Origin of the sequence: Micromonospora sp. LOL_023 (assembly GCF_048060115.1) — a bacterium.
Lineage (GTDB): Bacteria > Actinomycetota > Actinomycetes > Mycobacteriales > Micromonosporaceae > Micromonospora_E.
Genome location: NZ_JBHMIM010000053.1, coordinates 20,550 through 45,658, shown reverse-complemented (window position 1 = coordinate 45,658; position 25,109 = coordinate 20,550). Strand labels below are relative to the sequence as shown.

At 70.1% G+C, this 25,109-nt stretch carries 29 protein-coding genes; 8 read left to right on the top strand and 21 right to left on the bottom strand.

The genetic code is table 11. The features are described 5' to 3' along the window. Positions 1-157 precede the first annotated feature (157 nt). The 3 genes from ACFHVL_RS24565 to lepA form a co-directional block, all read right to left on the bottom strand. On the bottom strand, positions 158-436 hold the full coding sequence (locus tag ACFHVL_RS24565) for a GlsB/YeaQ/YmgE family stress response membrane protein (RefSeq protein WP_416630789.1): 279 nt from the start codon (positions 434-436) through the stop codon (positions 158-160). A gap of 104 nt (positions 437-540) precedes the next feature. After that, on the bottom strand, positions 541-1,125 hold the full coding sequence (locus tag ACFHVL_RS24560) for an NUDIX hydrolase (RefSeq protein WP_416630788.1): 585 nt from the start codon (positions 1,123-1,125) through the stop codon (positions 541-543). Further along, positions 1,122-3,008, bottom strand: a complete 1,887-nt coding sequence (lepA, locus tag ACFHVL_RS24555; protein ID WP_416630787.1) for a translation elongation factor 4 — start codon at positions 3,006-3,008, stop codon at positions 1,122-1,124. The genes ACFHVL_RS24560 and lepA overlap by 4 nt, the downstream gene beginning before the upstream one ends. A gap of 167 nt (positions 3,009-3,175) precedes the next feature. Between lepA and ACFHVL_RS24550 the strand changes: the two genes are divergently transcribed. Together ACFHVL_RS24550 and rpsT are read left to right on the top strand one after the other, a co-directional pair. Continuing rightward, positions 3,176-4,231: a phosphotransferase family protein gene (locus ACFHVL_RS24550; protein ID WP_416630786.1), complete on the top strand. Its 1,056-nt coding sequence runs from the start codon at positions 3,176-3,178 to the stop codon at positions 4,229-4,231. A gap of 126 nt (positions 4,232-4,357) precedes the next feature. Further along, positions 4,358-4,624 carry a 30S ribosomal protein S20 gene (rpsT, locus tag ACFHVL_RS24545; protein WP_326552435.1) on the top strand — a complete coding sequence of 89 codons (267 nt, stop codon included), beginning with the start codon at positions 4,358-4,360 and terminating at the stop codon, positions 4,622-4,624. Positions 4,625-4,793: 169 nt separating this feature from the next. Here the strand turns inward: rpsT and ACFHVL_RS24540 are convergent, their stop codons facing one another. The 9 genes from ACFHVL_RS24540 to pepN form a co-directional block, all read right to left on the bottom strand. Next, positions 4,794-5,387 carry a hypothetical protein gene (locus ACFHVL_RS24540; RefSeq protein WP_416630785.1) on the bottom strand — a complete coding sequence of 198 codons (594 nt, stop codon included), beginning with the start codon at positions 5,385-5,387 and terminating at the stop codon, positions 4,794-4,796. Next, a complete protein-coding gene (holA, locus tag ACFHVL_RS24535) occupies positions 5,384-6,370 on the bottom strand; it encodes a DNA polymerase III subunit delta (protein WP_416630784.1) in 987 nt (328 codons plus the stop codon). Before holA ends, ACFHVL_RS24540 begins: the two co-directional genes overlap by 4 nt. A 141-nt stretch (positions 6,371-6,511) precedes the next feature. Next, positions 6,512-8,953 carry a ComEC/Rec2 family competence protein gene (locus ACFHVL_RS24530; protein ID WP_416630783.1) on the bottom strand — a complete coding sequence of 814 codons (2,442 nt, stop codon included), beginning with the start codon at positions 8,951-8,953 and terminating at the stop codon, positions 6,512-6,514. Next, a complete protein-coding gene (locus ACFHVL_RS24525) occupies positions 8,950-9,663 on the bottom strand; it encodes a ComEA family DNA-binding protein (RefSeq protein ID WP_416630792.1) in 714 nt (237 codons plus the stop codon). The genes ACFHVL_RS24530 and ACFHVL_RS24525 overlap by 4 nt, the downstream gene beginning before the upstream one ends. A 287-nt stretch (positions 9,664-9,950) precedes the next feature. Continuing rightward, complete coding sequence (locus tag ACFHVL_RS24520; RefSeq protein WP_416630782.1) at positions 9,951-10,829, bottom strand: DegV family protein; 879 nt, start codon at positions 10,827-10,829, stop codon at positions 9,951-9,953. Positions 10,830-10,886: 57 nt separating this feature from the next. Beyond that, on the bottom strand, positions 10,887-11,516 hold the full coding sequence (locus tag ACFHVL_RS24515) for a histidine phosphatase family protein (RefSeq protein ID WP_416630781.1): 630 nt from the start codon (positions 11,514-11,516) through the stop codon (positions 10,887-10,889). Further along, positions 11,513-11,911, bottom strand: a complete 399-nt coding sequence (gene rsfS, locus ACFHVL_RS24510; RefSeq protein WP_326552429.1) for a ribosome silencing factor — start codon at positions 11,909-11,911, stop codon at positions 11,513-11,515. The genes ACFHVL_RS24515 and rsfS overlap by 4 nt, the downstream gene beginning before the upstream one ends. A gap of 111 nt (positions 11,912-12,022) precedes the next feature. Continuing rightward, positions 12,023-12,634 (bottom strand): nicotinate-nucleotide adenylyltransferase, encoded by a 612-nt coding sequence (gene nadD, locus ACFHVL_RS24505; protein ID WP_416630780.1) that lies wholly within the window; start codon positions 12,632-12,634, stop codon positions 12,023-12,025. A 57-nt stretch (positions 12,635-12,691) separates the two neighbouring features. Further along, on the bottom strand, positions 12,692-15,235 hold the full coding sequence (pepN, locus tag ACFHVL_RS24500) for an aminopeptidase N (protein WP_416630779.1): 2,544 nt from the start codon (positions 15,233-15,235) through the stop codon (positions 12,692-12,694). A 111-nt stretch (positions 15,236-15,346) separates the two neighbouring features. Here pepN and ACFHVL_RS24495 point away from each other — a divergent pair, with 111 nt between their 5' ends. Further along, positions 15,347-15,565 carry a DUF397 domain-containing protein gene (locus tag ACFHVL_RS24495; protein WP_101371446.1) on the top strand — a complete coding sequence of 73 codons (219 nt, stop codon included), beginning with the start codon at positions 15,347-15,349 and terminating at the stop codon, positions 15,563-15,565. 100 nt (positions 15,566-15,665) lie between these two features. Here the strand turns inward: ACFHVL_RS24495 and ACFHVL_RS24490 are convergent, their stop codons facing one another. Then, positions 15,666-16,028 (bottom strand): hypothetical protein, encoded by a 363-nt coding sequence (locus ACFHVL_RS24490; protein WP_416630778.1) that lies wholly within the window; start codon positions 16,026-16,028, stop codon positions 15,666-15,668. A gap of 95 nt (positions 16,029-16,123) precedes the next feature. On the opposite strand from ACFHVL_RS24490, the gene ACFHVL_RS24485 reads away from it, so the two are divergent. From ACFHVL_RS24485 to ACFHVL_RS24475, 3 genes are read left to right on the top strand one after another with little or no spacing between them, the layout of a single operon-like run. After that, entirely contained in the window at positions 16,124-16,741 is a 618-nt protein-coding gene (locus ACFHVL_RS24485; RefSeq protein WP_416630777.1) for a DUF5753 domain-containing protein, read from the top strand. Beyond that, positions 16,686-16,874, top strand: coding sequence for a DUF397 domain-containing protein (locus ACFHVL_RS24480; protein ID WP_416630776.1), 189 nt, complete (start codon positions 16,686-16,688; stop codon positions 16,872-16,874). The genes ACFHVL_RS24485 and ACFHVL_RS24480 overlap by 56 nt, the downstream gene beginning before the upstream one ends. 6 nt (positions 16,875-16,880) lie before the next feature. Further along, entirely contained in the window at positions 16,881-17,738 is an 858-nt protein-coding gene (locus ACFHVL_RS24475) for a class I SAM-dependent methyltransferase (RefSeq protein WP_416630775.1), read from the top strand. A gap of 90 nt (positions 17,739-17,828) precedes the next feature. Here the strand turns inward: ACFHVL_RS24475 and ACFHVL_RS24470 are convergent, their stop codons facing one another. After that, positions 17,829-18,245, bottom strand: coding sequence for a VOC family protein (locus ACFHVL_RS24470; protein ID WP_416630774.1), 417 nt, complete (start codon positions 18,243-18,245; stop codon positions 17,829-17,831). Between the two features lie 9 nt (positions 18,246-18,254). Beyond that, on the bottom strand, positions 18,255-18,680 hold the full coding sequence (locus ACFHVL_RS24465) for a helix-turn-helix domain-containing protein (RefSeq protein ID WP_416630773.1): 426 nt from the start codon (positions 18,678-18,680) through the stop codon (positions 18,255-18,257). Between the two features lie 169 nt (positions 18,681-18,849). On the opposite strand from ACFHVL_RS24465, the gene ACFHVL_RS24460 reads away from it, so the two are divergent. Continuing rightward, on the top strand, positions 18,850-19,131 hold the full coding sequence (locus ACFHVL_RS24460) for a helix-turn-helix domain-containing protein (protein ID WP_416630772.1): 282 nt from the start codon (positions 18,850-18,852) through the stop codon (positions 19,129-19,131). Continuing rightward, the gene (locus ACFHVL_RS24455) at positions 19,115-20,428 is read left to right on the top strand and encodes a type II toxin-antitoxin system HipA family toxin (protein ID WP_416630771.1); all 1,314 of its coding nucleotides are present in this window, start codon (positions 19,115-19,117) and stop codon (positions 20,426-20,428) included. Before ACFHVL_RS24460 ends, ACFHVL_RS24455 begins: the two co-directional genes overlap by 17 nt. Positions 20,429-20,435: 7 nt before the next feature. On the opposite strand, the gene ACFHVL_RS24450 is transcribed toward ACFHVL_RS24455, so the two are convergent. From ACFHVL_RS24450 to obgE, 6 genes are all read right to left on the bottom strand, one after another. Continuing rightward, positions 20,436-21,446, bottom strand: coding sequence for an NAD(P)-dependent alcohol dehydrogenase (locus tag ACFHVL_RS24450; RefSeq protein WP_416630770.1), 1,011 nt, complete (start codon positions 21,444-21,446; stop codon positions 20,436-20,438). Between the two features lie 44 nt (positions 21,447-21,490). Then, positions 21,491-21,721 (bottom strand): helix-turn-helix transcriptional regulator, encoded by a 231-nt coding sequence (locus ACFHVL_RS24445; protein WP_416630769.1) that lies wholly within the window; start codon positions 21,719-21,721, stop codon positions 21,491-21,493. A 3-nt stretch (positions 21,722-21,724) separates the two neighbouring features. Continuing rightward, entirely contained in the window at positions 21,725-22,144 is a 420-nt protein-coding gene (locus ACFHVL_RS24440; protein WP_416630768.1) for a hypothetical protein, read from the bottom strand. 123 nt (positions 22,145-22,267) lie between these two features. Further along, positions 22,268-22,672 (bottom strand): hypothetical protein, encoded by a 405-nt coding sequence (locus ACFHVL_RS24435; RefSeq protein WP_416630767.1) that lies wholly within the window; start codon positions 22,670-22,672, stop codon positions 22,268-22,270. A gap of 85 nt (positions 22,673-22,757) precedes the next feature. Further along, positions 22,758-23,219, bottom strand: coding sequence for a GNAT family N-acetyltransferase (locus ACFHVL_RS24430; protein WP_416630766.1), 462 nt, complete (start codon positions 23,217-23,219; stop codon positions 22,758-22,760). 182 nt (positions 23,220-23,401) lie between these two features. Beyond that, complete coding sequence (gene obgE / locus ACFHVL_RS24425) at positions 23,402-24,943, bottom strand: GTPase ObgE (RefSeq protein WP_416630765.1); 1,542 nt, start codon at positions 24,941-24,943, stop codon at positions 23,402-23,404. Positions 24,944-25,109: the final 166 nt, after the last annotated feature.

The window sequence follows — 25,109 nt, the reverse complement described above, 5'->3', positions numbered from 1 at the left end:
ACAACCGAACCACCTGAGCCGAGTACCGGCACTACACCCAGTCGCGGACCGTTACTCGCAAAGGCTCACTGGGACCGGCGTCGGCGGCCGACCAGGATGTCCAGGTCAGTCGCCGACGCCGGTCCCACTGCCGTCCGTCACAAGTCGCCGTGGCCGGTCAGTACCGGCTCACGCTGCGCCGGCTGCTGACTCCCACCACCAGTGCGACACCCACGGCGGCGAGCACCACCTGCAGGAAGAACTCCCGCCAGTCGAACCCGGAGGTGGTCGCGAAGCCGGCGGCCTGGGCGATCACGGTGCCCAGCAGCGCCGCACCGATACCGATCAGGATCGTGAGCCAGATCGGGATGTTCTGCTTCCCGGGCACGACCAACCGGCCGAGCGCACCGATGATCAGACCGATGATGAGCGCGGAGATGATGCCGGCAACAGTCATTGTTCTTCCTCCTCGTCGGAGATGTCGCGTTGTCGTTGGTGACCGCTATGTTCCCGGCCCTGTCGACAACCAAACCGATTGATCGGCGGCGACGGAAAACTGCCTCATCGGCCGGAGGATCCGTTCGGGTCCCGTGCCGCCCTCGCGGATGCCGCGAGGTCCCGTACCGCCGCGTCCATGGTGGCGAAGGCCAGCGGCGGCGGGTCGTCCAGCGCGAACCAGGCCAGCTGGGTCGCCTCGGCGGGGTCGAGTCGCAGCTGGCCACCCGGTACGGTCGCCAGATAGAAGCACTCGAGCACCGTCAGCGTCTCGTCCTGGAACTCGTACTCGCCCAGGTAGAGCCCGACCAGGTCGCCGAGCTCGATCTCGACGCCCAGCTCCTCCCGACACTCGCGCGCCGCCGCCACGCGCGGATGTTCGGCACCGTCGCAGAATCCGCCTGGTGTCTCCCAGTGGCCGGCCCGCGGTGGTCGTGCCCGCCTGATCGCCAGGAACCGGGTGCCGCCCGGGTCGAGCACGACGACGTTGACCGCCGGCCGCGCGTTGTCGAACAGCTGATAGGCACAACGAAGGCAGCGGGACGGCGGCGGCCCGGGCAGCGCGGCTGAACACCGTGGGCAGTACGCCGCCGCCGGCCCATAGCCGCGGGCCGCGCCTGACGGCACGCCCCCCGGGTCCGGCGGGCTCACCGCTTGTTGCCGCCCTTCCCCTCGGTAGCACCGCCGTCGGAGGACGACAGGGCGGCGATGAACGCCTCCTGGGGGACCTCCACCCGACCGACCATCTTCATTCGCTTCTTGCCTTCCTTCTGCTTCTCGAGCAGTTTGCGTTTCCGGCTGATGTCACCGCCGTAGCACTTGGCCAGCACGTCCTTGCGAATCGCCCGGATCGTCTCCCGGGCGATCACCCGGGCGCCGATCGCCGCCTGGATCGGGACCTCGAACTGCTGACGCGGGATGAGGCTGCGCAGTTTCGCGGCGATGCTCGTGCCGTAGCCGTACGCCTTGTCCTTGTGCACGATGGCGCTGAACGCGTCCACCGGCTCGCCGTGCAGCAGGATGTCGACCTTGACGAGGTCGGCCGGCTGCTCGTCGGTGGGCTCGTAGTCCAGCGAGGCGTAGCCCTTGGTCCGGCTCTTGAGCTGGTCGAAGAAGTCGTAGATGATCTCGGCGAGGGGCAGTGTGTACCGCAGTTCCACCCGGTCGGCGGAGAGATAGTCCATCCCCTGCAGCGAGCCGCGGCGGCCCTGGCAGAGCTCCATCACCGCTCCGACGAAGTCGTTGGGCGTCAGCACCGTGGCGCGGACCACCGGCTCGTACACCTCGGCGATCTTGCCGGTCGGGTACTCGCTGGGGTTGGTGACGGTGATCGTGTCACCGTCGTCCATCAGCACCCGGTAAACCACGTTCGGGGCGGTGGAGATCAGGTCGAGGTTGAACTCCCGCTCCAACCGCTCCCTGATGATCTCCAGGTGCAGCAGGCCGAGGAAGCCGCAGCGGAAGCCGAACCCGAGCGCCCCGGAGGTCTCCGGCTCGTAGACGAGCGCGGCGTCGTTGAGCTTGAGCTTGTCCAGCGCCTCGCGCAACGCCGGGTACTCGGATCCGTCGATCGGGTACAGGCCGGAGTAGACCATCGGCCTGGGATCCTTGTAGCCACCGAGTGACTCCGCCGCCGGTCGGCTGTTGATGGTGACCGTGTCACCGACCCGAGACTGCCGGACGTCCTTGACCCCGGTGATCAGGTAACCGACCTCACCCACACCCAACGCCTGGGCCTTGAGCATCTCCGGCGAGATCACCCCGATCTCCAGCAGCTCATGGACCGCACCGGTGGACATCATCTTGATCCGGTCCCGCGCCTCGATCCGCCCGTCGATGACCCGGACGTAGGTGACCACGCCCCGGTAGACGTCGTACACCGAGTCGAAGATCATCGCGCGGGCCGGTGCGGCCGCGTCACCGACCGGCGGGACGAACTGGCGGACGATCTCGTCGAGGAGGTACGAGACACCCTCGCCGGTCTTGCCGGAGACCCGGATGCAGTCGGCCGGGTCGCCGCCGATCAAGTGTGCCAGCTCCTCGGCGTACTTGTCCGGCTGCGCCGCCGGTAGGTCGATCTTGTTGAGCACCGGGATGACGTGCAGATCGTTCTCCAGCGCGAGGTAGAGGTTGGCCAGGGTCTGCGCCTCGATTCCCTGGGCCGCGTCCACCAGCAGCACCGCTCCCTCACAGGCGGCGAGCGACCGGGACACCTCGTAGGTGAAGTCGACGTGCCCCGGGGTGTCGATCATGTTGAGCACGGCGGTCTCGCCCTGGCGATCGCCGGCACGGACGGTCCACGGCATCCGTACCGCCTGGCTTTTGATCGTGATGCCGCGTTCCCGCTCGATGTCCATCCGGTCCAGGTACTGCGCCCGCATCTGCCGGGGGTCGACGACCTCAGTGAGCTGGAGCATCCGGTCAGCGAGGGTCGACTTTCCGTGGTCGATGTGGGCGATGATGCAGAAGTTCCTGATACGGCCGGGATCGGTGGCGCCGGGGGCGTTCACGCCGGAGTCGGGCGTCGGTGGCACGGTGGTCCGTTCTGCTCGGCTGGAGTGACATCGGGTCAGCTGGCGTCGCCGCCGGCCGATCACCATGTTCCCACGCCTCGGCCGCCCACGATGGTGGCCATGCCCACCCCGCAAATCGCCGCCGCCGGATAGCCGGAGAACCGCCGTCGGCGCGGCAGGATGGACGGGTGGCTACAGTGCGGTTGCCCGCGATCCAGTACGACGCGACAGCGGTCCGGCCCACCTGGGCGGATCTTCCCCCCGACTTGCGGGCGGCGATCTCCGGTCGACTCGGCAGTCCGGTGACCTGGGCGACCAGCGCCGGTGGCGGGTTCACCCGTGGGTTCGCCGCCGTGCTGACCACTGCCGCCGGCGAGCGGGTGTTCGTCAAGGCGGCGTCGCTGGTCGAGCAGCGCCATCTGAGTGACTGGTACGCCCGGGAGGCGGCGCTGACCGCGGAGCTGCCACCCGCGGTGCCTGCGGCCCGGCCACGCTGGACGTTGACCACCGCCGGGTACTTCGTGCTCTGCCTCGACGCGGTCGACGGACGAATGCCCGCGCTGCCCTGGGCGCCGGAGGAACTCAACGCCGCCCTGGCCGCCTGGGCCAGCGCGGCGGCCGCGCTGCGGCGACCACCGGCCGGGTTGGTCGGGGTCGGTCTGCCGCAGCTGGCGGATCTGGTTCGCACGGACCTGGCCTGGTGGCAGGAGATCCACGCGGGCCGGGAGGCCCTTCCGCCGCTGGTGTCCGGCGGTGGATCCAATCCACGGCTGGCGGCCGGGGGTGGGCCGGACCGGTTCCTGCGGCAGTGGCTCCCCGAGCTGGCGGCGCTGGAGGCAACCCTGCCCGACCTGGTGTTCGACGCCGCGGTGATCCACGGGGACCTACGGCTGGACAATCTGCTCGTCGACCGGGCGAACATGGCGTGGATCTGTGACTGGACCTGGTTGTGTCACGGCCCCGCGTGGTTCGACACGGCGAGTCTGCTGGTCACCGCGTACGCCAGCGGGCTGGACGCCGACGCGTTGTTCGCCGCCCATCCGACGGCGGCCGGCGCGCCTGCAGGCGGGTTGGACGCCGCACTCGCCGCACTCGCCGGCTACTGGCTGACCCGGTCGGCCGCCGAACCGACCGGGGCCTCCCCGTACGCCCAGGCGCACCAGCAGTTCAGCGGCGAGACGGCGCTGGCCTGGCTGGCGGCGCGACGCGGCTGGGATGGGCCGTTTTGGTCGCCGCGGGGATGAACTGGTAGCCTGGCTTTTCGCGCGTGGCGACACGTGCCGCCAGCATGCACTGGTGGCCGGGTGGCGCCGCAGGTGAGTTGTCATTTTGGTCGTTTCGATTTCGGATGAGCAGGGCGAGGCTGTCGCGTGGCGAACATCAAGTCCCAGATCAAGCGCAACCGGCAGAACGAGAAGCGTCGGCTGCGCAACAAGTCTGTCAAGTCGGCGCTGAAGACCGCCGTCCGCAAGTTCAACGAGGCCAGCTCCACCGGCGACAACGAGCAGGCTCAGGCGCTGATGCGGGAGGCGAGCCGCAAGCTCGACAAGGCGGTCAGCAAGGGCGTGATCCACAAGAACCAGGCGGCGAACCGCAAGTCGGCGATCGCCAAGCGCCTGCAGGCGCTCGCTTCCTGACGAGCACGGTCACCACCTGACGTATGACGAGGAGCAGGGCCGGTCTGCGGACCGGCCCTGCTCCTCGTCATACGTCCACGACTCGACTGACCCACTGCGCGATTGAAGACTGACCCACTGCGCGACTGAACCGGACCCGCTCGCCGGTCGAGCGGACCTGGCGCGAGGGTCAACTGCCGCCGGGGCCCCGCGTGCCGCTGCCAGCCGAGCCGGCCTGCACCACCTCGAGCAGCACGGTCGGCGCCCCGAGGGCGGCGGTCGTGGCAGGGTCGATCTGCAGCGCTTCCAGCAGGACAGTAGGTGCGGCCAACGCCGCGTGGGCGGGCGCCGTCGCCGTGGAGTGCGCCCCACCGAGGTGGCGGATCCGAATGCCCGGACCGAGCCCGGCGGCGGGGCGGCCGATCCCGGGATGGTCACCGACCACGGGCCTCGGGGTCCGTCCCACCGCCGGTACCACCTCGCGGCGGAACAGCTCCTGCTCTCGTTCGGGCACCAGGTCGGCCGAGCGCTCCACGACACCCGCGACGAAGTCGTTGATCTTGACCATGATCGCGACGGCGACCGGAAGTACGAATATGCCCCACCACGCAATGAGCTCCGCGAGAGCCAGCAGTACACCGACGACGAAGCTGCCCTCGAAGAACACCAGGCAGGCCAACCCGCCCGGCTGTACGTACCGTAGCCGCAGCGCGCGGGCGTAGATCGGCGGCTGGAACTCCTCGCCGTCGTCGTCGGCAACCGGCTCGACCTCCGACACTCTCACCGTCGATCACCACCAGTACGCCGTGCCTGGGCGACCGCGACCACCGCCCGTTCCAGGGCGTAGCCACGGTCGTCGGAGCCGCCTTTGACGTCAGAGTTGCACCGGGCAGCGGCGTGCATCGCGTCGACCAGGCCCTCAGGGCTCCAACCCCGGCCCTGTCGTTGGGCTCGCTCGATCTTCCACGCGGGCATGCCGAGACTGCTCGCCAGCTGGTACGGACTTCCTCGGCCGGCCGAGGTGACCCGGGCGACCGTACGGATACCGTCGGCCAACGCGTCGGCGATCGGCACCGCGTCGACTCCGACGTGCAGTGCCCATCGAAGCGCCTCCAACGCCCCGGGGACGTCCCCGATGATCGCCGCATCCGCCACGGTGAAGCCGCTGACTTCGGCCCGGCCCCGGTAGTAGCGGGCCACGGTCTGCGCGTCGATCCGGCCGCCGGTGTCCGCCATCAGCTGTGCTGAGGCGGCGGAAAGCTCCCGCAGGTCGTTGCCGACGGCCGCGAGCAGCGCCTCGGCGGCGTCCTCGGCGCATCTGCCGCCGGCGCGGCGGAACTCCTCCCGGACGAAGGCGACCCGTTCGCGGTGGCCTTTCAGCTTGACTGCCGGAACCACGGTGGCACCGGCGGCGCGTAGTCCGTCGGCGAACGACTTGCCTTTGGCCCCGCCGGCGTGTGTCACCAGCAAGGTCACCTCCGGGTCCGGCTGCTTGGCGTAGCCGAGCAGGGCGGTGGTCAGGTCCTTGCGGGCGTCCTGGCCGCCGCGCAGGATCAACAGCCGCCGCCCCCCGAACAGCGACGGACTCAGCATCTCGGCCACCTCGCCGGCGGCTACCACGCCCGCCTCGTACTCGCGCACGTCGGCATCGGGGTCGGCCGCGCGGGCGGCCTGGGCGGCTTCGGTCACCGCACGGGTGACCAGAAGTTCCTCGTCACCCAGCACCAGCACGAGGGGGGGCAGCACGGCAAGATTCACGCCCGCCATATTCGCACGGTCCGTAGCGACGGCAACAACCCCCAACTTTTCCCTCAGTAGCGGTTCGATCACTCTCTGATAATAGGGACATTTGACCTGACTGCTCTCGAACAGCCACGGATCAGGACGACATCTCGACTCGGTACCGGCTCACGAGGCCCCGTCCACGGCGGTCAACCGGCGGGTCGACACCGCGAGTCGACCGTCGCGCCACACCACCGCCAGATCACCGTCGACATCGGTGCGAAGCACCCGGGCCCCACCTGCCGACAATCGGGCGAGCACCCCGGGATCCGGATGGCCGTAGCGGTTGCCGGTGCCCACCGGGACGACCGCCACCGCCGCATCGACGGCATCCAGGAAATCCACCTCCTGAAACGACGAACCGTGATGCGCCACCTTCAACACGTCCGCCCGCAGCCCCGCCGGACCGAGTCGGTCGAGCAACGCACGCTGCGACTCGTGCTCGGCATCGCCGGTCAGCAGGATGCGCACGCCTCGGACGACGGCGAGCACCATCAACGAATTGTTGTTCGGGTCGGACCTTGTCCCGGAGAACGACTCGGTCGGGCCGAGCACCGTCAACTCCACCGACCCGTGCCGGAACGTCCAGCCGGCCGGCACCGCGCCGATCGCGACACCCCGGCCGGCCGCCGCCATCGTGACCGCGTCCCGGCCGGCGGCCGGCTCCGGCCACCCGGTGGTGGCGACGGTGGTGACCCGCCGGTTGCGCAGGATGCCGCCGACCCCGGCCACGTGATCGGCGTGGAAGTGACTGACGACCAGCAGCGGAACCACCCGTACCCCGAGACGTCGCAGGCATCGGTCGGCGGCCGCCGGCTCCGGACCGGCGTCTATCACGACCGCGGTACGCGGACCCGCCGGCAGCACCACCACATCGCCCTGTCCCACCGCGCAGACCGCCACCACCCAGCCCGGCGGCGGCCAGCCCGCGACGACCAGCCGCACCGGCAGGGCACCGACCACCGCCGCGACCGCGACGACGACCAACAGCTTGCGGGCCAGCCCGTGGCGTAGCAGGACCAGCACGATGAGCGTCAGACCGGCCAGCGCCAGGGCACCTGTCACTCCGTCCGGCCACGGCAGCGCACCCGCCGGCACCCTGGCTCCGTACCGGGCCACCACGACCAGCCACCAGGCTGGCCAGTGGGCCAACCAGGCGAGCCACTGCGCACCGACCGGCCAGATCGGTGACAGGATCGCGGTGGCCACGCCGAGCACCGTCGCCGGGGCGATCGCCGGCACCACCAACAGGTTGGCGGGGACCGCGACGAGGCTGATCGTCCCGGACAGGCCGGCGACCACCGGAGTGCAGGCCAACTGCGCCGCCGCCGGAATCGCCAGCGCCTCGGCCGCGCCGGCGGGCACCCCACGGGCCGTCATCGCGTCCCGCCAGCGCGGCGCGAGCAGCAGAAGACCACCGGTGGCCAGCACCGACAGGGCGAAACCCGCGTCGGCCGAAAGCTCCGGATCGATCATCACGAGAACCGCGATGGTGGTGCACAGCGCCGGTAGGGCCGCCCGCTGTCGGCCGGTAGCCAGGGCGAGCAACCCGATCGCCCCCATCACACCGGCACGCACCACACTCGGCGACGGACGTGCCAGGATCACGAAACCCACCAGGGCGACGGTGCACGCGGCCGCCGTCAGCCCGGGTCCGGCGCGGCACCAGCGCATGATCAGCAGAACGAAGCCGACCGCGATGGCGACGTTGGATCCGCTCACGGCGACCAGGTGAGTCAACCCGGTCGCCCGGAAGTCCTCCTCGACACCGACGTCGAGCCGGCTGGTGTCGCCCACCACCAGGCCAGGCAGCAGTCCGCCCGGCTCGTCGTGCAGACCCACGCAGGCCCGTTGCAGCCCGGTACGCAGCACACCGGCGGCCCGTTGCGCCCAGCTCGACACACCAACAGGCACCGGGTCGTCCGCCGTGGACACCACGCCCGCGTTGAGGTCGCCGCCACGCGACGGCGCGAGCCGGCCGTCCACCCGGACCCGCTGGCCGGGCAGCAGCCCCGCCCACCCGCCGCTGGTGCCCAGCACCAACAGCCGGGCCCGCACCACCGACGAGCCGACGGACGCCACCGCGCCCGACTGCAGCGACAGGTCGGCCAGCCGGACAGGAACCAGCCACAGCGCGGGCCCCGCCACGGCGGACCTGACCTGACGTGGATCATCGCGGATGATCAGCTCCACAGTGACCGCCGCCCGGTCCCGGACCAGCGTCGCGAGCGGATCGGCGTCGCGGGTGGCGACCCGGGTCGCGGCGGCGGCGCTGCCGCAGACCACCCCGATCGCCAGGGCGACCCCGATCCAGCCGAACCTGCCGGGCCCGCCCAGCCGGCGAGGTCGCGCCCGACCCGGCCGGCCCGGTCGACCGCGCCGCACCCGGTCGGCGGCGAACATCCCGGCCACCAGCCCGACGGCGGCCAGGACACCACCGGCCACCAATGCCAGACCACGGGCGGCCGAGCCGTACACGACGGTGAGCGCGGCCAGCCAACAGGCAACGGCGAAGCCGGCCAGCCGCAGGTCCGGTGCCTCGGTAGGGCTCCGGTGGCCGGTGCTCATACCGTCACCAGGTCACGCAGCTGCTCGAACCGGCTGTCGCCGATCCCGCTGACCTTGCGTAGATCCGCGACCGAGTCGAACCCGCCGACCCGCTGCCGGTACTCGATGATCCGTTGGGCGAGCACCGGCCCGACCCCGGGCAACGTCTCCAGTTGCTGCTGGGTCGCGCTGTTCAGGTCGACCTTGCCCCCACCGGCGGTACTGCCGCCACCGCCGGCCTGCTCACCGCCACCGGACGCACCCGGGCCGAGCGCCACGCCAGGCGGCGGGGTGACGCCGACCGCGACCAACTCGCCGTCGGTGACCTGCCGGGCCAGGTTGAGCCAGGCGAGGTCGGTGCCGGGCAACGCGCCGCCCGCCGCGGCCAACGCGTCGGCCACCCGCGCCCCGACGGGCAGGGTCACCAGGCCGGGCCGGCGCACCCGGCCGGTCACGGCCACGACCACCACGGCGGGTCCGGCACCAGCGGTGGGCTCGACTGACGCCGCCGCGGTCGGCTGGTCACCGCCGACCGGCGGCGCACTGGCGACCGCCGGCACGTCCGCCGACGTCACCGGGTCGACCTGTGGCCGGGCCCGCCAGGTCAGGAACGCGGCGACGGCCACCACCACGACGGCGACGGCGGCCAACGCCTTGACGCCCCGGCTACCCGGATCGAAGGCGGCGAGCCGGTACGCGGAACCGGACTCGATCTCCGCGCCCTGCTCCAGTGCGGCCGAATCCGGGTCGTCGGGCTCGGAGTCCGGGCCTGCCGAACCAACCGAGTCACGCGGAGCGACAGGATCGGGTCGATCTAGCCAGCGGCTGGTCGTAGGGCGCAGATCCGCCAGCCGCCGCCGGGCGGTGTCGTCGTCGGTCACGCCCCAGAAGTTAGGCACCGCAGTGGGCCGGCCGTCGTCACCCGGACACCGGCTGTGGACAACGCCAGCAGCTGTGGACGGGACGACCGGACCAGCCCCGATCTGCTACGGCAGCACTTCTACCGGCCCCGGTCCGGTCAGTGCGCGGCCGCGCGCCGGTGCACCACGATCGACATCAGACCCGGCCCGGTGTGCGCGGTCACCACCGCGCCGATCTCCGCCAGGTAGCTGTCCCGCAGCCGGTCACCGAGCCGGTCGGCCAACTGGTCGCGCAGCTCGGCGGCGCGGTCCGGGTCGCCAAGGTGGTGCACGGCGATGTCGACCGCCGGGGCGTCCTCGGCGGCCGCGTGGGCGAGGTCCACCAGCTTCGCCAGCGCCCGGGCGGCGGTCCGGACCTTGTCCCGCAACACGATCTGCCCGTCGCGCAGGTGCAGGATCGGCTTGACCGACAGCGCGGTGCCCAGCAGCGCGGACGCGGCGGTGATCCGACCGCCCCGACGCAGGTGTTCCAGGGTGTCGACGTAGAGCAGGGTCCGGGTCCGCGCGGCCGTGTCGGCGGCCGCCGACCGTACCTGCCGCAGGTCGCCACCGGCGACCGCGACGGTGGCGGCGGCGAGGGCGGGGAAGCCGAGCCCCATGCCGGTCGAGCCGCTGTCCACCACGACCACCCGGTCCGATCCGACCTCGCGGGCGGCCAGTTGGGCGGCGTCGACCGTGCCGGACAGGCCTGCGGACAGGTGGACCGACACGATCGCGGACGCCGCGGTGTCCTGACTGTCAAGTCCCAGCAACCGCCGGTACGTCTCGACGAACTGCTCCGGCGCGGGCCGTGAGGTGCTGACCGCCGGGCGGCGGCTGGCCAACGCGACGGCGACGTCGGCCGGGGTGAGGTCGATGCCTTCCTGGCGGGCGACATCGTCGATCACCACGGTCAGCGGCACCACAGTGAGGCTGTGCCGATCCGCCAGCTCATCGGGCAGGTAGGCGGTGGAGTCGGTGACGACCGCGACTGGCATTCCGGCACGGTAGCCGATGATCACCAGTCGTTGCCGGTCCGAGCGCCAGTTGTGCGATCAGACCGGCGCTGGAATGTCCCGGGCGCTGGTGACGCCGACGTTGTGCGCCCGCAGCTGCCAACCCCGCACCGGGTCGTCGCGCAGCTCGGTCCAGTGGCAGTTCTGCAGCGGGGCGACCGAACGCAGCACCTCGGTGCCCCAGCCGAGCAGCTGGCCGCAGCCCTGCCGGGCCGCACCGCCGTGGGTGGCGACGACGACGGTGCCGCCGGACACTGCGTCGGCCGCCTCCTGAAGCGCTTCGCCCATGCGTTTGCCGAGATCGTCGAGGCTCTCCACCTCGCAGCCGGGTGCCTGGTCACCGGAGCGCCAGCGGGCGTGCTCGGCGGGGAACCGCTCCGCGATGGTCGGCATGGTGAGGCCCTGCCAGCGCCCGTAGTGCCGCTCCCGCAGCCGTGGGTCGTAACGCACCGGCAGGCCGGTGAGCGCGACCAGGGCCGCTGCGGTGTCGACTGCGCGTTGCAGGTCGCTGGCGACGATGGCGTCCGGCCGCAGTGCCGCGATCAGCGGCGCGGCGGCGGTGGCCTGGGCCCGGCCGAGGTCGTTGAGTGCGACGTCGGTCTGCCCCTGGACCCGGTTGGCGGCGTTCCAGTCGGTGTTGCCGTGCCGCCAGACGATCAGGCGGGTCACTCCGCGGCACCCGCCTCGGCCTCGACCAGATCCCGGTCGACGAACGGAATGACCGGGCAATCCTTCCAGAGCCGGTCGAGGGCGTAGAACTCACGCTCTTCGGCGTGCTGGACGTGCACGACGATGTCGTTGAAGTCGAGCAGCACCCAGCGGCCGGCCCGGTCGCCTTCCCGCCGGATCGGCTTGGCCTTCTCCGGCAGCCCGACCAGGCTCTCCTCGATCGCGTCGACGATCGCCAGCACGTGCCGCTCGTTGGGTGCCGAGGCGAGCACGAAGGCGTCGGTGAGCGCCATCCGGTCGGCCACGTCGATGACGACGATGTCCTGCGCCTTCTTGTCGGCCGCGGCCTGGGCGGCCGTGAGGGCCATCTCCCGTGCGCGCTCTGAGGCGCTCATCGGATCACCTCGACAACACTTCCTTCAGCTAGACGACTTCGGTGTTCTAGCGTCTCACACTCTGCCGACCAGGAAATCCGGACACAGCGCCCAAGACGCCACATATTCGGACTATCTCCCCGAAGATTCCGCGTCGTACAGCCGGCGCTTGGCGATGTACTGCACCACACCGTCCGGCACGAGGTACCACAACGGCTTGCCAGCGGCCACCCTCGCCCGACACTCGGTCGACGAGATCGCCATCGCCGGCACCTCCACCAGGGTCACCGTGTCCGCCGGTAGATGGTCGTCGGACAACTCGAACCCCGGCCGGGTGACCCCGATGAAGTGGGCCAACTCGAACATCGCCGCGGCGTCTTTCCAGGACAGGATCTTCTCCAGGGCGTCGGCACCGGTGATGAAGAACAACTGCGTCTTCGGCCCGTACGCCGCCTGCAGGTCCCGCAGCGTGTCGACGGTGTAGGTGGGCCCCGGTCGGTCGACGTCCGCCCGGCTCACCTGGAACTGCGGATTCGACGCCGTGGCGATGACCGTCATCAGGTACCGGTCCTCGGCGGAACTCACCGTCAGCCCGGCCTTTTCCCACGGATCCCCGGTCGGCACGAAGACGACCTCGTCGAGCGCGAACCGCTCGGCCACCTCGCTGGCCGCGACCAGATGACCCTGATGGATCGGATCAAAGGTCCCGCCCATGATCCCGACCCGACGGATACCCACGTCCATCGAAGAATCGTATGCCGATGATCTACTCCGGCGACCGGCCGCGTGGTGTAGCCAACACTATCGGGTGCCTGCGACCGGACCGTACCCCCGCCGTGCTGCCAACGCCCGGTCCAGGTCGTCGACGGCGTCGACGACCACCCGGCGCAGCCCTGGGGTGAGATCGTCGTGGGCGAGCAGCCCGGCGAGGACCTGCCGGTTCGCCTCGCTCACCGCGTACTGAGGGAAGGCCACCTGCGCCACCCGGTCCGCGACCCACGCCGACCTCAGCCGGGCCGCCGCCGGCATGTCCGCGACATAACGATCGACGTACGGCGCGGTCAGCTCGGCCTGCTCCGGCTGCCAGAAACCCTGCGCGTACGCCTCGACGATCCGGTTCGACAGGCTGGCGTCGCCGACGATCGCCTGCCACGCCCGATCCTTGCCGGCCGGGTCCGGCACCGCCGCCCGGCACCGCGCCCCCCACTGCTCGCCGGCCGCGCTACGGTCCCGCCCGGCCTCGTCGTCGATCTCCACCGACTCGACACCGCCCAGCACCGCCAGCCGGTACAGCAGCAGCCACCGCAGCTCCGCGTCGACCACCAGACCGGCCGGCACGTGCCGCCTGGCGAGCAGCCCGCGCAGCCAGTCGACGTCGGCGCTGGCGGCGATCGCCCCACGGGCGGCGGCCAACTGCACCGAGCCACCCGACGGGGCGGTGGCCAGCAACCGCGTGCAGGCGGCGGCGAGTCGGGCCAGCAGCGCCGGCCGATCCACCGGGTGCGCGTACCGGTCGATCAGTGCAAGGCTCAACCGCTGTACGTCTTCGACCACGACCACCACGGTCTCGGCCGGCAGGGCCTGCTCGATCAACTCGGCCAGCCCGGCCACCGGATGTTGTGCGTCGCGGACCGCGTCCAGGACCGCGCTCCACGACACCGCACGGGCCAACGGGTCGGTCAGTCCGGGAAGCAACGCCGGCAGGGCCGCCGCCGAGCGTGGGTCGAACCGCACCTTGGCGTAGGTGAAGTCCCCGTCGTTGGGCAGCAGCAGGTCGGCCGCCGGCTCACCGACCAGGGCCGGCACCACGGTCCGCCCGCCGTCGGTGTCCGGGTCGAGATCGACCTCCAGCCGGCGACGCCGCACCACCGGCTGGTCGGCGGTCACACCGGCGTCGAACAATCCGAGCCCGATCCGGTGCGGACGCAGCACCGGATGGCTGTCCGGTGCGGTCTGCACCACCGCCACCTCGCGGTAACGGCCGGCCTCGTCGACGATCACCTCGGCCCGGACCGTGTTCACCTGCGGCTGCCGCAGCCACGTCGCCGCCCAGCCGGACAGGTCGCGTCCACTCGCCCTGGCCAGCGCGTCGAGCAGGTCGGCCAGGGTGGCGTTGCCGAACCGGTGGGCGGCGAAGTGGGCGCGCAGCCCGGCCAGGAACGGCTCGTCGCCCAGCCAGGCCACCAGTTGACGCAGCACCGAGGCGCCCTTGGCGTACGAGATGCCGTCGAAGTTGAGCAGTGCCTGGGCCGCGTCGGCGACCTCCTCGGGTGCCACCGGGTGCGTCGACGGCCGCTGGTCGGCCGCGTACCCCCAGGCTTTGCGGACGATGCCGAACGTGGTCCAGGCATCGGTGAACCGGGTCGCCTCGGCGGTCACCCGCACCCCGAGGTACTCGGCGAACGACTCGTTCAGCCACAGGTCGTCCCACCAGCGCATGGTCACCAGGTCGCCGAACCACATGTGGGCCATCTCGTGGGCGATCGTGGTGGCCCGGGTCTCCCGCTGGCTGTCGGTGACCACGGACCGGAAGACGTAGTCGTCGCGGAAGGTGACCAGGCCCGGGTTCTCCATCGCACCGGCGTTGAACTCGGGCAGGAACGCCTGCCCGTACCCGCCGAACGGGTACCGCACCTCGAACAGCTCGTGGAACCGGTCCAGGCACTGCCGGGTGACGGTGAAGATCTCCTCGGCGTCGGCGTCCAGGTGCGCGGCCATCGAACGCCGGCAGTACAGCGCCAGCGGGACGCCGTCGTGCTCGGCCTGCACCGCGTGGTACGGACCGGCGATCAGGGTCACGAAGTACGTCGCCAGCGGCTGCGTCGGCGCGAACTCCCACCGCCCGTCCACCGGCGGCCCGACCGGCTGTCCGTTCGCCGCCACCGTCCACTGCGGTGGCGCGGTGACCCGCAGCCGCACCGGTGCCTTGAGGTCCGGCTGGTCGAAACAGCCGAAGATGCTCGGCGCGTCATCCAGGAAGGACATCGCGTACAGGTACGTCTCACCGTCGGCCGGATCGACGAACCGGTGCAGCCCCTGCCCCGAGTTCGAGTACGCCATCCGCGCCTCGACGATCAGCGTGTTGCGCCCGGCCAGCCCGGTCAGCGGGATCCGCTTGTCGTCGAGCGTGGCCGGGTCCAGGTCGACGTCGTTGAGCCGTACCCGGAGCAACGTCACCGGGGCGACCTCGACGAAGGTCGCCGCTCCCGGCGTGGCCCGGAACTCGATGGTGCTGGTCGAGACGAACTCGGTCGCGCCGACGGTGAGGTCGAGGTCGATCGTGTACGACTCGACGGTGATCGTCGCGGCGCGCTCGGTGGCCTCGGCGCGGGTCAGGCTCGGCATCCGACCATCCTGCCGCACGGCGGGTGACCGGTGCGGGTTAGCCTGTGCCGGTAACCGGGCGTGTACCGCCCGACATCACCCACGTGTGTTCCAGTGCAGAAGGAGTCGACGATGGCGCAGCACCCCAAGGGCGATTTCGACCTGTCCCGTGCGGTGTGGCAGCGGGCCGAAGGGGACGACTCCGAGGGTGCGGTCGAGATCGCGTTCGTCGACGACCTGATCGGGATGCGCAACTCGGCCGAGCCCGACGGCCCGGTCCTGGTCTTCACCCAGGCCGAGTGGGACGCCTTCGTCGCCGGCGCCCAGGACGGCGAGTTCGACCTGGACTGACTCCGTGATCGCGCGGAACCGTCAACTTCCAAGATCGATGTGAGCGCTAGATACCCTACGCCGCGATTTTAGGGTATCTAGCGCTCACATCGATCTTGTCTCAGTACGAGTCGCCCTCACCCCAGCTCAGTGCGTTGATCCCGGCCGCACGATGGAAGCCGGGATGTTCGAGTACGTCGACACAGGTCTCGCCGTCCGGCCCGACCGACCCGCAGAACAACGACTCGGCCAGGTGCCAGGCGTCCGCGTAGGACAGCCGGGCGACGCCGAGCGCCACCTCGGGCCGCAGGATCGCCAACCCTGCCACGTACCGCACCGCCTGCTCGCGGGCGTCGACCAGGGTCTGCGCGCCGAAGGCGACGTGCATGGTGAAGCCGAGCGGTAGCGCCGCAGGCCGTCCCGGTCCGGCAACCAAATTCGGCGGTACGCCGGCCCGGTCGATGCGACAACGCTCCCCTGTCATCCCGGTCCAGCCGTCGACGACAGCGTTGAACGCCCGCTACTCGGCGAGCTGCCGCGCACCCGGCAATCGTCCGTGGCCTGCTCACCGTCTACGACGTGCGAGGTGACGAGGCGGAAGCGATCGTGCAGATCGCCAAGGAGGCGACCAAACGCGGCTGGTGGTACTCCTACCGGGATGTCATCCCGGACTGGTTCGAAACCTTTGTCGGCTTCGAGGGCGAGGCATCGCTGATCCAGGCCTACCAGCCGCAGGTGGTCCCCGGACTGCTCCAGACCGAGGACTACGCCCGCGCGGTGCTCGGGCTGCCGTGGCAGAAGCTCTCCGACGTCGAAGTCGACCGGCGGGTCAAAGCACGGCTCGGTCGGCGGCAACTACTCGAAGAGGAACGATCCGTCTCCTACCACGTCGTCCTCAGCGAAGCGGCCCTGCACTGCCAGGTCGGCTCGCCGGAAGTGATGCGGGAACAGATGGCCAGGCTGACCCGGGCAGTCGAACGCAGGCAGGCAACAGTCCAGATCCTGCCGTTCGCCGCCGGTCCACTTGCCAGTTCCTACGGACCCTTCGTCCTGCTGGACTTCCCATCGACCGAGGACCCACCAGTCGGGTACGTCGAGCACCTGACCGGAGGCCTCCTGTTGGAGGATGCGGCCGCCTGGCATGCACGTACCGATCGAATGGCACAAGAACACTCGCAGCGGCGAGAACGGCGGTGACTGTGTCGAGGTGGCGGCGCTGGGCGGTGGGGTCGGGGTCCGTGACTCCAAGGACCAGGCCGGCCCGGTCCTGCGGTTCGACCCGGCAGCGTGGTCGGCGTTCCTCGACGCGCTCCCCGCGCACCACCGCTGACCGACAGTGTCGGCCGACGGCTGGGAGTGGGACGAGACCCTGTACGCCGGCAGCGCCACGCACTACGCCGCCGGCCGGATGCCGTACCCGTCGATTCTCGCTGAGGCCGTCCGCAGCGCGCTCGGTCTCGACGGCCGGGGCAGGCTGCTCGACGTGGGCTGCGGCCCCGGCTCGTCGACGCTGCTGCTGGCGCCGTTGTTCGAGACGGCGCTCGGCGTCGACGCGGACGCGGACGCCGACATGCTCGCCGAGGCGGCCCGCCGCGCCGACTGGGTGGGCGCCATCAACATCGAGTGGCGTCGGCTGCGGGCCGAGGAGTTGCCGGCGGATCTCGGCACCTTCCGGGTGGTCACGTTCGCCCAGTCGTTCCACTGGATGGATCAGGACCTGGTGGCGGACCGGGTCCGCGGCATGCTCGACCCGGACGGCGCATGGGTCCACATCCACGCCAGCACCCATCGTGGCGTGGACGGCGACGATCCGCTCCCGCACCCGCGCCCACCCTGGGACCGCATCGACGAGTTGGTCGCCGGCTACCTCGGGCCGGTGCGTCGGGCCGGGCAGGGCCGGCTGCCTGCCGGGACCCGATCCGGCGAGGAGGAAGTGATGCGCCGGGCCGGCTTCACCGGTCCGACCCGGCTCGACGTCGGCGGCGGTCAGATCGTCGGACGTACGGTCGACGAGGTCGCCGCTGCGGTCTTCTCCCTGTCCAGCTCGGCTCCGCACCTGTTCGGCGATCGGCTGCCGGCTTTCCAGGCGGAGCTGCACGAGTTGCTGACCCGGTCATCGGACAGTGGCCGGTTCGCGGAGCGGACCAGGGAAATCGATGTCGTGATCTGGTACCCAGGGTCGACGAGGCCATGATCAGTTGACGAAAAACCGGGACAGCGTCGGCGTGTCGGCCGAATTTTCGTCAACTGATCATGACTGCCGACCGCACCGAGGCGAGTCAGGTCAGGCCGTGGGCGGCTGGACGATCCGGAAGTTGTTGCCGAACGGGTCCCGGCCACCGAAGTCGATGCCGTACGGCTGCTCGTTCGGCCCGTCGGTCAGCTCGACGCCCTTGGCCTTGAGCTCGTCGTAGGTCTTGCGGGCGTCGTAGGTGGTGAAGCCGACGGCGAATCCACTCGCCCCCTTGGAGATCAGCTCGCGTACCTGCTCGGCGGTGCCGGCGTCCATCGCCGGTGGGCCGGGCTTCTCCAGGAGAATGATCCGGTCCGGGTCGTCGCCGGGCACCCGAACGGTCAGCCAGCGCATGAAGCCCATGTCGATGTCGTCGGCCACCTCCAGGCCGAGCTTGCCGACGTAGAACTCGAGCGCTTCATCCTGGTCGAAGACCAAAATGTGCGAAATACGCGTCTTGTTCAGCATGGGACCACGCTAACCGCCGCCGGTACCCCCAGGCTTATCCAAAAGTGACGCGGGTCGGCAGTAGGCCATCGCGAAGCAGCCCGGCGCACCGAGCGGGACGGCCCGGCGACGGTACGCCGTCGGCGACTCGCCGACGATGTCGTGGAACGTCCGGCTGAAGGTGCCGAGGCTGGTGAACCCGACCGCCATGCAGATGTCGGTCACGCTGTGCTCGGTGCCACGAAGCAGGAACATCGCCCGCTCCACCCGGCGCCGCTGCAGGTAGCGGTGCGGTGTCTCGCCGAACGTGGCCCGGAAGGTGCGGATGAAGTGTGCCGGCGACACGAACGCGATCCGGGCCAGCGTCGGAATGTCCAGCGGTTCGGCGTACGCCCGGTCCATGGCGTCCCGGGCGCGCAGCATCCGACGGTTGGACTCCTCGACCGCACGGCTCACCGTGGCATTACACCAGCCCACCCGGACAGGATTCGCGCTCGCCAGCCCTACTGCTGTGCACGTACGCGCACAACCCGAAGAATGAGCACGTACGTACACAGCAGAAAGGCTGAGCACGAACGCGCACAACAGCTAACCTGGGTACGTACGCGCACACGATCGGAACAGGATGCGAATCAGCGACGCACGAGACCTCGGGCTCTTCGTCCGCCAGAGCCGACAGGACAAGGGCTGGACGCAGGCCCATCTTGCCCAGCAAGCGGGGGTGAGTCGACGGTGGCTTTCCGACCTGGAGGCGGGAAAGACGTCAGCCGAGGTCGGCCTGGCCCTGCGGACCCTGAGCGCACTGGGTGCCACCGTGAACGTGTCGTTCCCTCCTCCCGGCGCAAACGGCATCGACCTGGACGAGCTGCTGAAGGACTTCGAGGGTGGCCGTGGCCGAGCAGACTGAGACGAGCGCCGCAACGACGTTGACCGCAATCATGGCCGGCTCCGTGGTCGGGGTGATCACCCAACAGCGTGATGGCCGGTTCATGTTCTCGTACGAGAACGACTGGCAGGCCAGACAGGATGCCACACCGATATCCCTGTCGATGCCGCTGCCACATCGTACCCACGATGATCCAGCGGTGCGGACGATGATGTGGGGGCTGTTACCGGACAACGAGCGGGTCCTGGAGCGTTGGGCACGTGACTACCAGGTCTCGGCCGGCAATCCGTTCGCCCTTCTTCGACACGTCGGCGAGGACTGCGCTGGCGCGGCCCAACTCGTCACCCAGGATCGCGTGCAGGCGGCCGTCGACGGTGATGGCGGCGTCCACTGGCTGACAGCAGACGACCTGGAGCTTCGACTCCGCACCCTCAGAAACGACCCGACATCGTGGCACATCAACAACAGTGGACAGTTCAGTCTAGCCGGCGCACAGGCCAAGACGGCGCTGTATCTCGACGAGGCGAGCCAACGGTGGGGCGAGCCCTGGGGCGCCGTTCCGACCACACACATTCTCAAGCCAGCGGTGACCGGCCTGGACGAGCACGACCTTAACGAACACCTCTGCCTGGCGGCCGCTGGGCTTGCCGGGCTGTCGGCTGCCCGGTCGAACATCGTCAGTTTCAGCGGCGAACGAGCGATTGCCGTCGAACGGTACGACCGCAGGTACAGCCATGGGGCGTTGCACCGGATCCACCAGGAAGACACGTGCCAGGCACTCGCGATCGCGCCGATGCGGAAGTACCAGAACGAAGGCGGGCCGTCACCCGAGCAGATCATCGAGCTACTTCGACGAGAAGTCAGACCGGCAGGGGTCGCCGCCGAACATATTTCCCGATTCGTCGATGCCCTGGCGTTCAACTGGATCATCGCTGGCACCGATGCGCACGCAAAGAACTACTCTTTCCTACTTGCCGGGTCGCAGGTGCGGCTGGCACCGCTCTACGACGTGGCCAGCGCGCTACCTTACGACGACATGTATCTGCCGAAACTGCGAATGGCGATGCGGATCGGTGGTGAATATCGGGTCGACGCTGTCCGGGGTCGTCACTGGCGTCGGTTCGCCGAACAGAACGGGCTCGACGCACAGGATGTACTGGCGCAGGTGGACGCTCTGGCAGCCCGTACCCCGGGTTGTTTCGCGGCCGCCGCCGAAGACCACGCGGTCCGCTCGCTCGGCAGCACACTGCCGGTCCGCCTGGTCCAGCGGGTGACCGGTCGCGCGGCGCGTTGCCGCCAGGTGCTGACCGAGGTGTGACCGGCGGTCAGTCGGCGCAGCGCAGTACGGCCTGGCCGCGTACCTCGCCGGCGGTGACGTAGCGGATCGCCTCCGCCGCCTCGGCCAGTGGGAACGTCCGGTCCAGCACTGGTCGGACCGCCCCTGATTCGATCATGCCGGTGATGGTGACCAGATCGTCGTGGCTGTCTTTGTGGATCACGGGTCGGGTCTTGAGCCCGCGCAGTGGCGCGCCGACCATCGCCCGCAGCCACCGGTCGGTGCCCATGAACCACCGGCCGCCGGTGCCGCCGACGTAGGCGACAGTGCCGCCGGGGACCAGCACCCGGGCGACCTCGGCCAGCGACGGGTTGCCGTACAGGTCGATAAGCAGGTCGAAGCGGCGGCCGAGGTCGCGCAGCGGGGTGGCGGTGTAGTCGACGACCTCGTCGGCACCGAGCCCGGCGACCAGGTCCATCTTGCTGGTCCGGCACATGCCGGTGACGTGGGCGCCGTACGCCTTGGCGAACTGCACGGCGTAGGTCCCGACGCCGCCGGACGCCCCGGTGATCAGCACCCGGCGGCCCGTGTCACCGGCTGGCCGAGGGTCCTCGGTGCTGTCGGGCCGCAGACCGGCTCCGTCCCGGACCGCCTGCAGGGCGGTGAAGGCGGCGATCGGCACCGCCGCCGCCTGCTCCAGGGTGAGGGTGGCCGGGATCTGTGCCAGTTGCTTCGCAGGCACCGCCGCGTACTCGGCGAAGGTGCCGGCGGCCCAGCCGTACACCTGGTCACCGGGTCGCAGGCTGGTCACCGCCGCGCCAGCCTCGACGACGGTGCCGGCGAGGTCGTAGCCGGGGATCCGGGACCTCGGCCGGCGCCAGCCGGTGACCGGCCGGGCAATGTACGGCAGTCCTCGGACGAGGTGCCAGTCGGTGCCGCTGACCGGCGTTGCGTGCACGCGGACCAGCACGTCGTGCTCCCCCGGCACCGGCCGGGGAACCTCGCGCAGGACCATGACGTCCTGCGGTGCGCCGTACGAGTCCTGAGTGATCGCTTTCATGGTCGTTCCTCCGTGAGGGGTAACGGGAATGGTGGAACGGGTGGTCAGGCCGGCTCGTCGCCGGCGTACTGGAAGACCTCGTCGAGGGGGACCTTGAAGACGCGGGCGATCTGGAAGGCCATCTCCAGCGAGGGCGAGTACCTGCTTTGCTCGATGGCGATGACGGTCTGCCGGGTGACGCCGAGCCGTTTGGCCAGCTCGGCCTGGGTCATCTCCCCGTTGGTGAAGCGCAGGGCCCGGATCGAGTTGGTCACCCTGGTCGGTTCTCTGCCCACGCTTCACCACCCCCGGCGGTACGCGACGATCTTGACGATCGCGCCGATGGAGGTGGAGACCACGAACACCGCGTAGATGGCGTTGGCGATCCAGAAGTGGTCGAGCTCGGCCAGGGTCAGGCCGAGCGGCAGCACCATTCCGACCGAGAGGACCAGCCCGGAGACGTAGTCCCCGCGCCGGTTGATGTCCTTGTCGCGGACGTCGATCTGGTACGTCTCGCTCGGCACGGCCATCTCGACGACGATCCGCAGGACCATCGCGGCGACGACGGCGATGCCCAGCGCCCAGAGCATCGTCGACACGTACGGCGCCGCGGTCAGCGGCCCGCTGTCGGCCCGGCGCACGATGGCGACGACGTAGCCCGCGTACGTACCCAGCGTGGTCACCAGGAACGCCCAGGTGCCCTTCTCCTCGTATGACACCACATGCTCCTCATGTAAAGAAAACCTGACATCACCAAGGTAAAGAAGACCCGACACGATGTCAAGCATGTTTGACACTGCCGGGCAGGACCCAGGCGCAGCTGCAGCCGTGGGCCGCCGAGGTCAGAGGGCGTCGTCGAGCAGGATCCGTCGCTGGTCCGCCGGGGTCACCAGGTGTACGCCGAGCAGCCGCACGCCGACCCGGCCACACACCTGGTACGCGGCGTGGAACCAGACCCGATCGGGATCGCTCACCGCGCTCGACCCGGACCGGGTGAGCACCACCAGCATCGAGCCGTTCCCGGACCGATCTGCCAGCGCGCTGGCGAAGATCTCGATCGCCTGCGCGCAGTCGGCCGGATCCGGCCGTGGCGGCAGATCGTCCACCGGGCAGTGGATCTGCACCCGGTCCTCACCGTCACACAGTACGAAGCGCACGCCCCGACGGCCCCGCTCCCAGCGCTCGATCGCGGTGGTGAGGTGAGCATCGATAGCCTCGGGACTATCCAGAACCGGCGAATCGCTCATGACCCGACATCGTTCCACCATTCGCCCGACGTGAGCCAGCCTGTTCCGTACCGGAATCACCCACCGGACCAGGCCTGCGGACGGGTCATGCGGCGACGACCGGGGCCCGCTTCTCGAAGCACACGCTGTACGGGTTGCCGACGTACTCCCCGTAGACCGGGATCTGGGCGTAGCCCGCCGTGGCGTACAGGTGCAACGCCGCCGGCAGGTAGCTGCCGGTCTCCAGCCGCAACACCGTGTGGCCCAGAGCGTACGCCGACTCCTCCAACGCGGTCAGCAGATGGCGCGCGATCCCCCGCCCTCGGTACGCCGGGCGCACGTACATCCGGGTGATCTCGGCGATCCGCCCGTCCAGGGACCGGACCGCACCGCACGCCACTGCTCGGCCGCTCACCACGCAGACCAGGTAGTGGGCGTCGTCGTGCAGCGGGTACGCGGCCGGATCGACCGGTCGGCCCACCCGCTGCGCCTCCGCCAGCTCACGTTGCTGGGTGGCGACGAGGGCGGCAACCTCCGGATCAGTGGACGAACGACGCTCTATTAACACTCAGTCACAATAGGCATCGCGCGTTTCCTGGAGGTTTCGTCCAGTTGGCCGGGATCCGTCTCGGCTTCGACAACTCGACACCCGGATGACACCGACCCGACAGTGACGGTGAGTCATCCACGAGTACGCCGCCGCCAGGCCTTCGTCGGGGTCTCGCCGCTGCCGAGGGCTACGCCCGAGGTCTAGCGCCGATCGCCGACCACACCGACCTCGGTGTCGGCATCCGAACCCGGACCGTCGTCGGAATCGGAATCGGAATCGAGCGCGTAGTCGACCTCCGGACCAGCGATGGCCGGGCCGACCTCGTCGACGGGGTCGCCGGGCTGGCGACGGCGCGCCTTGCGGGCCGCCAGCCGCTGGGCCGCGCCGGGCCGGTTCGACTGTTCCTCCAGCCGCACGTCAGTGCCGCGTGAGCCCGGAACGTACTCGGCGTCAGCGAAGTGGCTGGGCCGCCAGTCGAACTCCCACGTACCGATCTTCACCAGCGCCCCCGGTTGCGCGCCAGCCTTGGCCAGCGAGTCCTCCACGCCGAGCCGGGTCAGCCGATCCGCCAGGTAGCCGACCGCCTCGTCGTTGTCGAAGTTCGTCTGCCGCACCCACCGCTCCGGGCTGACCCCACGGATGCGGAACTCGCCGTCGGCCACCGGTTCGACGGTGAAGCCGGCGTCGTCGACCGCGGTCGGGCGCAACACGATTCGCGTCGGCTCCAGCTCGGGCGCGGCGGCGCGCGCCGCCGCCACCAGCTCGGCCAGCGCGTAGGTCAGCTCCCGCAACCCTTCCCTGGTGGCGGTGCTGATCTCGTAGACAGCCAGGCCACGGGCCCGCAGATCGTCGCGGACCAGTTCGGCCATCGCCCGCCCGTCCGGTATGTCGATCTTGTTGAGGATCACCAGCCGGGGCCGGTCGGCCAGACCGCCGTACGCGGCCAGCTCCGCCTCGATCGCGTCGATGTCGGCCATCGGGTCCCGGCCCTGTTCGAGCGTCGCGGTGTCCACCACGTGCGCCAGCACCGCACACCGCTCGATGTGCCGCAGGAACTCCAACCCGAGCCCCTTACCGGTGGCCGCTCCAGGGATCAGCCCTGGCACGTCGGCCACCGTGAAAGTGTGTTCGTCGGCCCGCACCACGCCGAGGTTCGGCACCAGGGTGGTGAACGGATAGTCGGCGATCTTGGGCTTGGCCGCTGAGATCACTGAGATCAGCGAGGACTTACCGGCCGACGGGAACCCCACCAGACCGACGTCCGCCACGCTCTTGAGCTCGAGGACGATGTCCAGTTGCTCGCCCGGTTCGCCGAGTTCGGCAAAGCCGGGGGCCTTGCGCCGGGCGTTGGCCAGCGCGGCGTTGCCCCGGCCGCCCCGGCCGCCCCGGGCCACCTCCAGGCTGGTGCCCGACCCGACTAGGTCGGCCAACACTTCACCGTCGACGGTCTGCACACTCGTCCCGTTCGGCACCTTGAGCACCAGGTCGGCGCCTTTGCCACCGTCACGGTTGCCGCCAGCACCACCCTTGCCGTTCTCCCCCTTGGCGTGCGGCCGGAAATGAAAGTCGAGCAGGGTGTGCACCTGAGGGTCGACGACCAGCATGACACTGCCGCCGTGCCCACCGTTGCCCCCGTCCGGGCCGCCGAACGGCTTGAACTTCTCGCGGTGGATCGAGACACAGCCGTGCCCACCGTTGCCCGCCAGTACGTGCAGCACGACCCGGTCGACGAATGTCGTCACGGCCCTGTCCTCTCCTCGATACGGCGGTCCCGCCGGCGGGTCTGCCACCCTGGGCCCCGTTGAAATTAAGCAAACACGACAAAGCGGGCCGGGACCTCTGGTCCACAGCCCGCTCGCCGCGTTACCCGACAAGCGTCGTGGTAGCCGCGCGAAGCGCCGACCACCG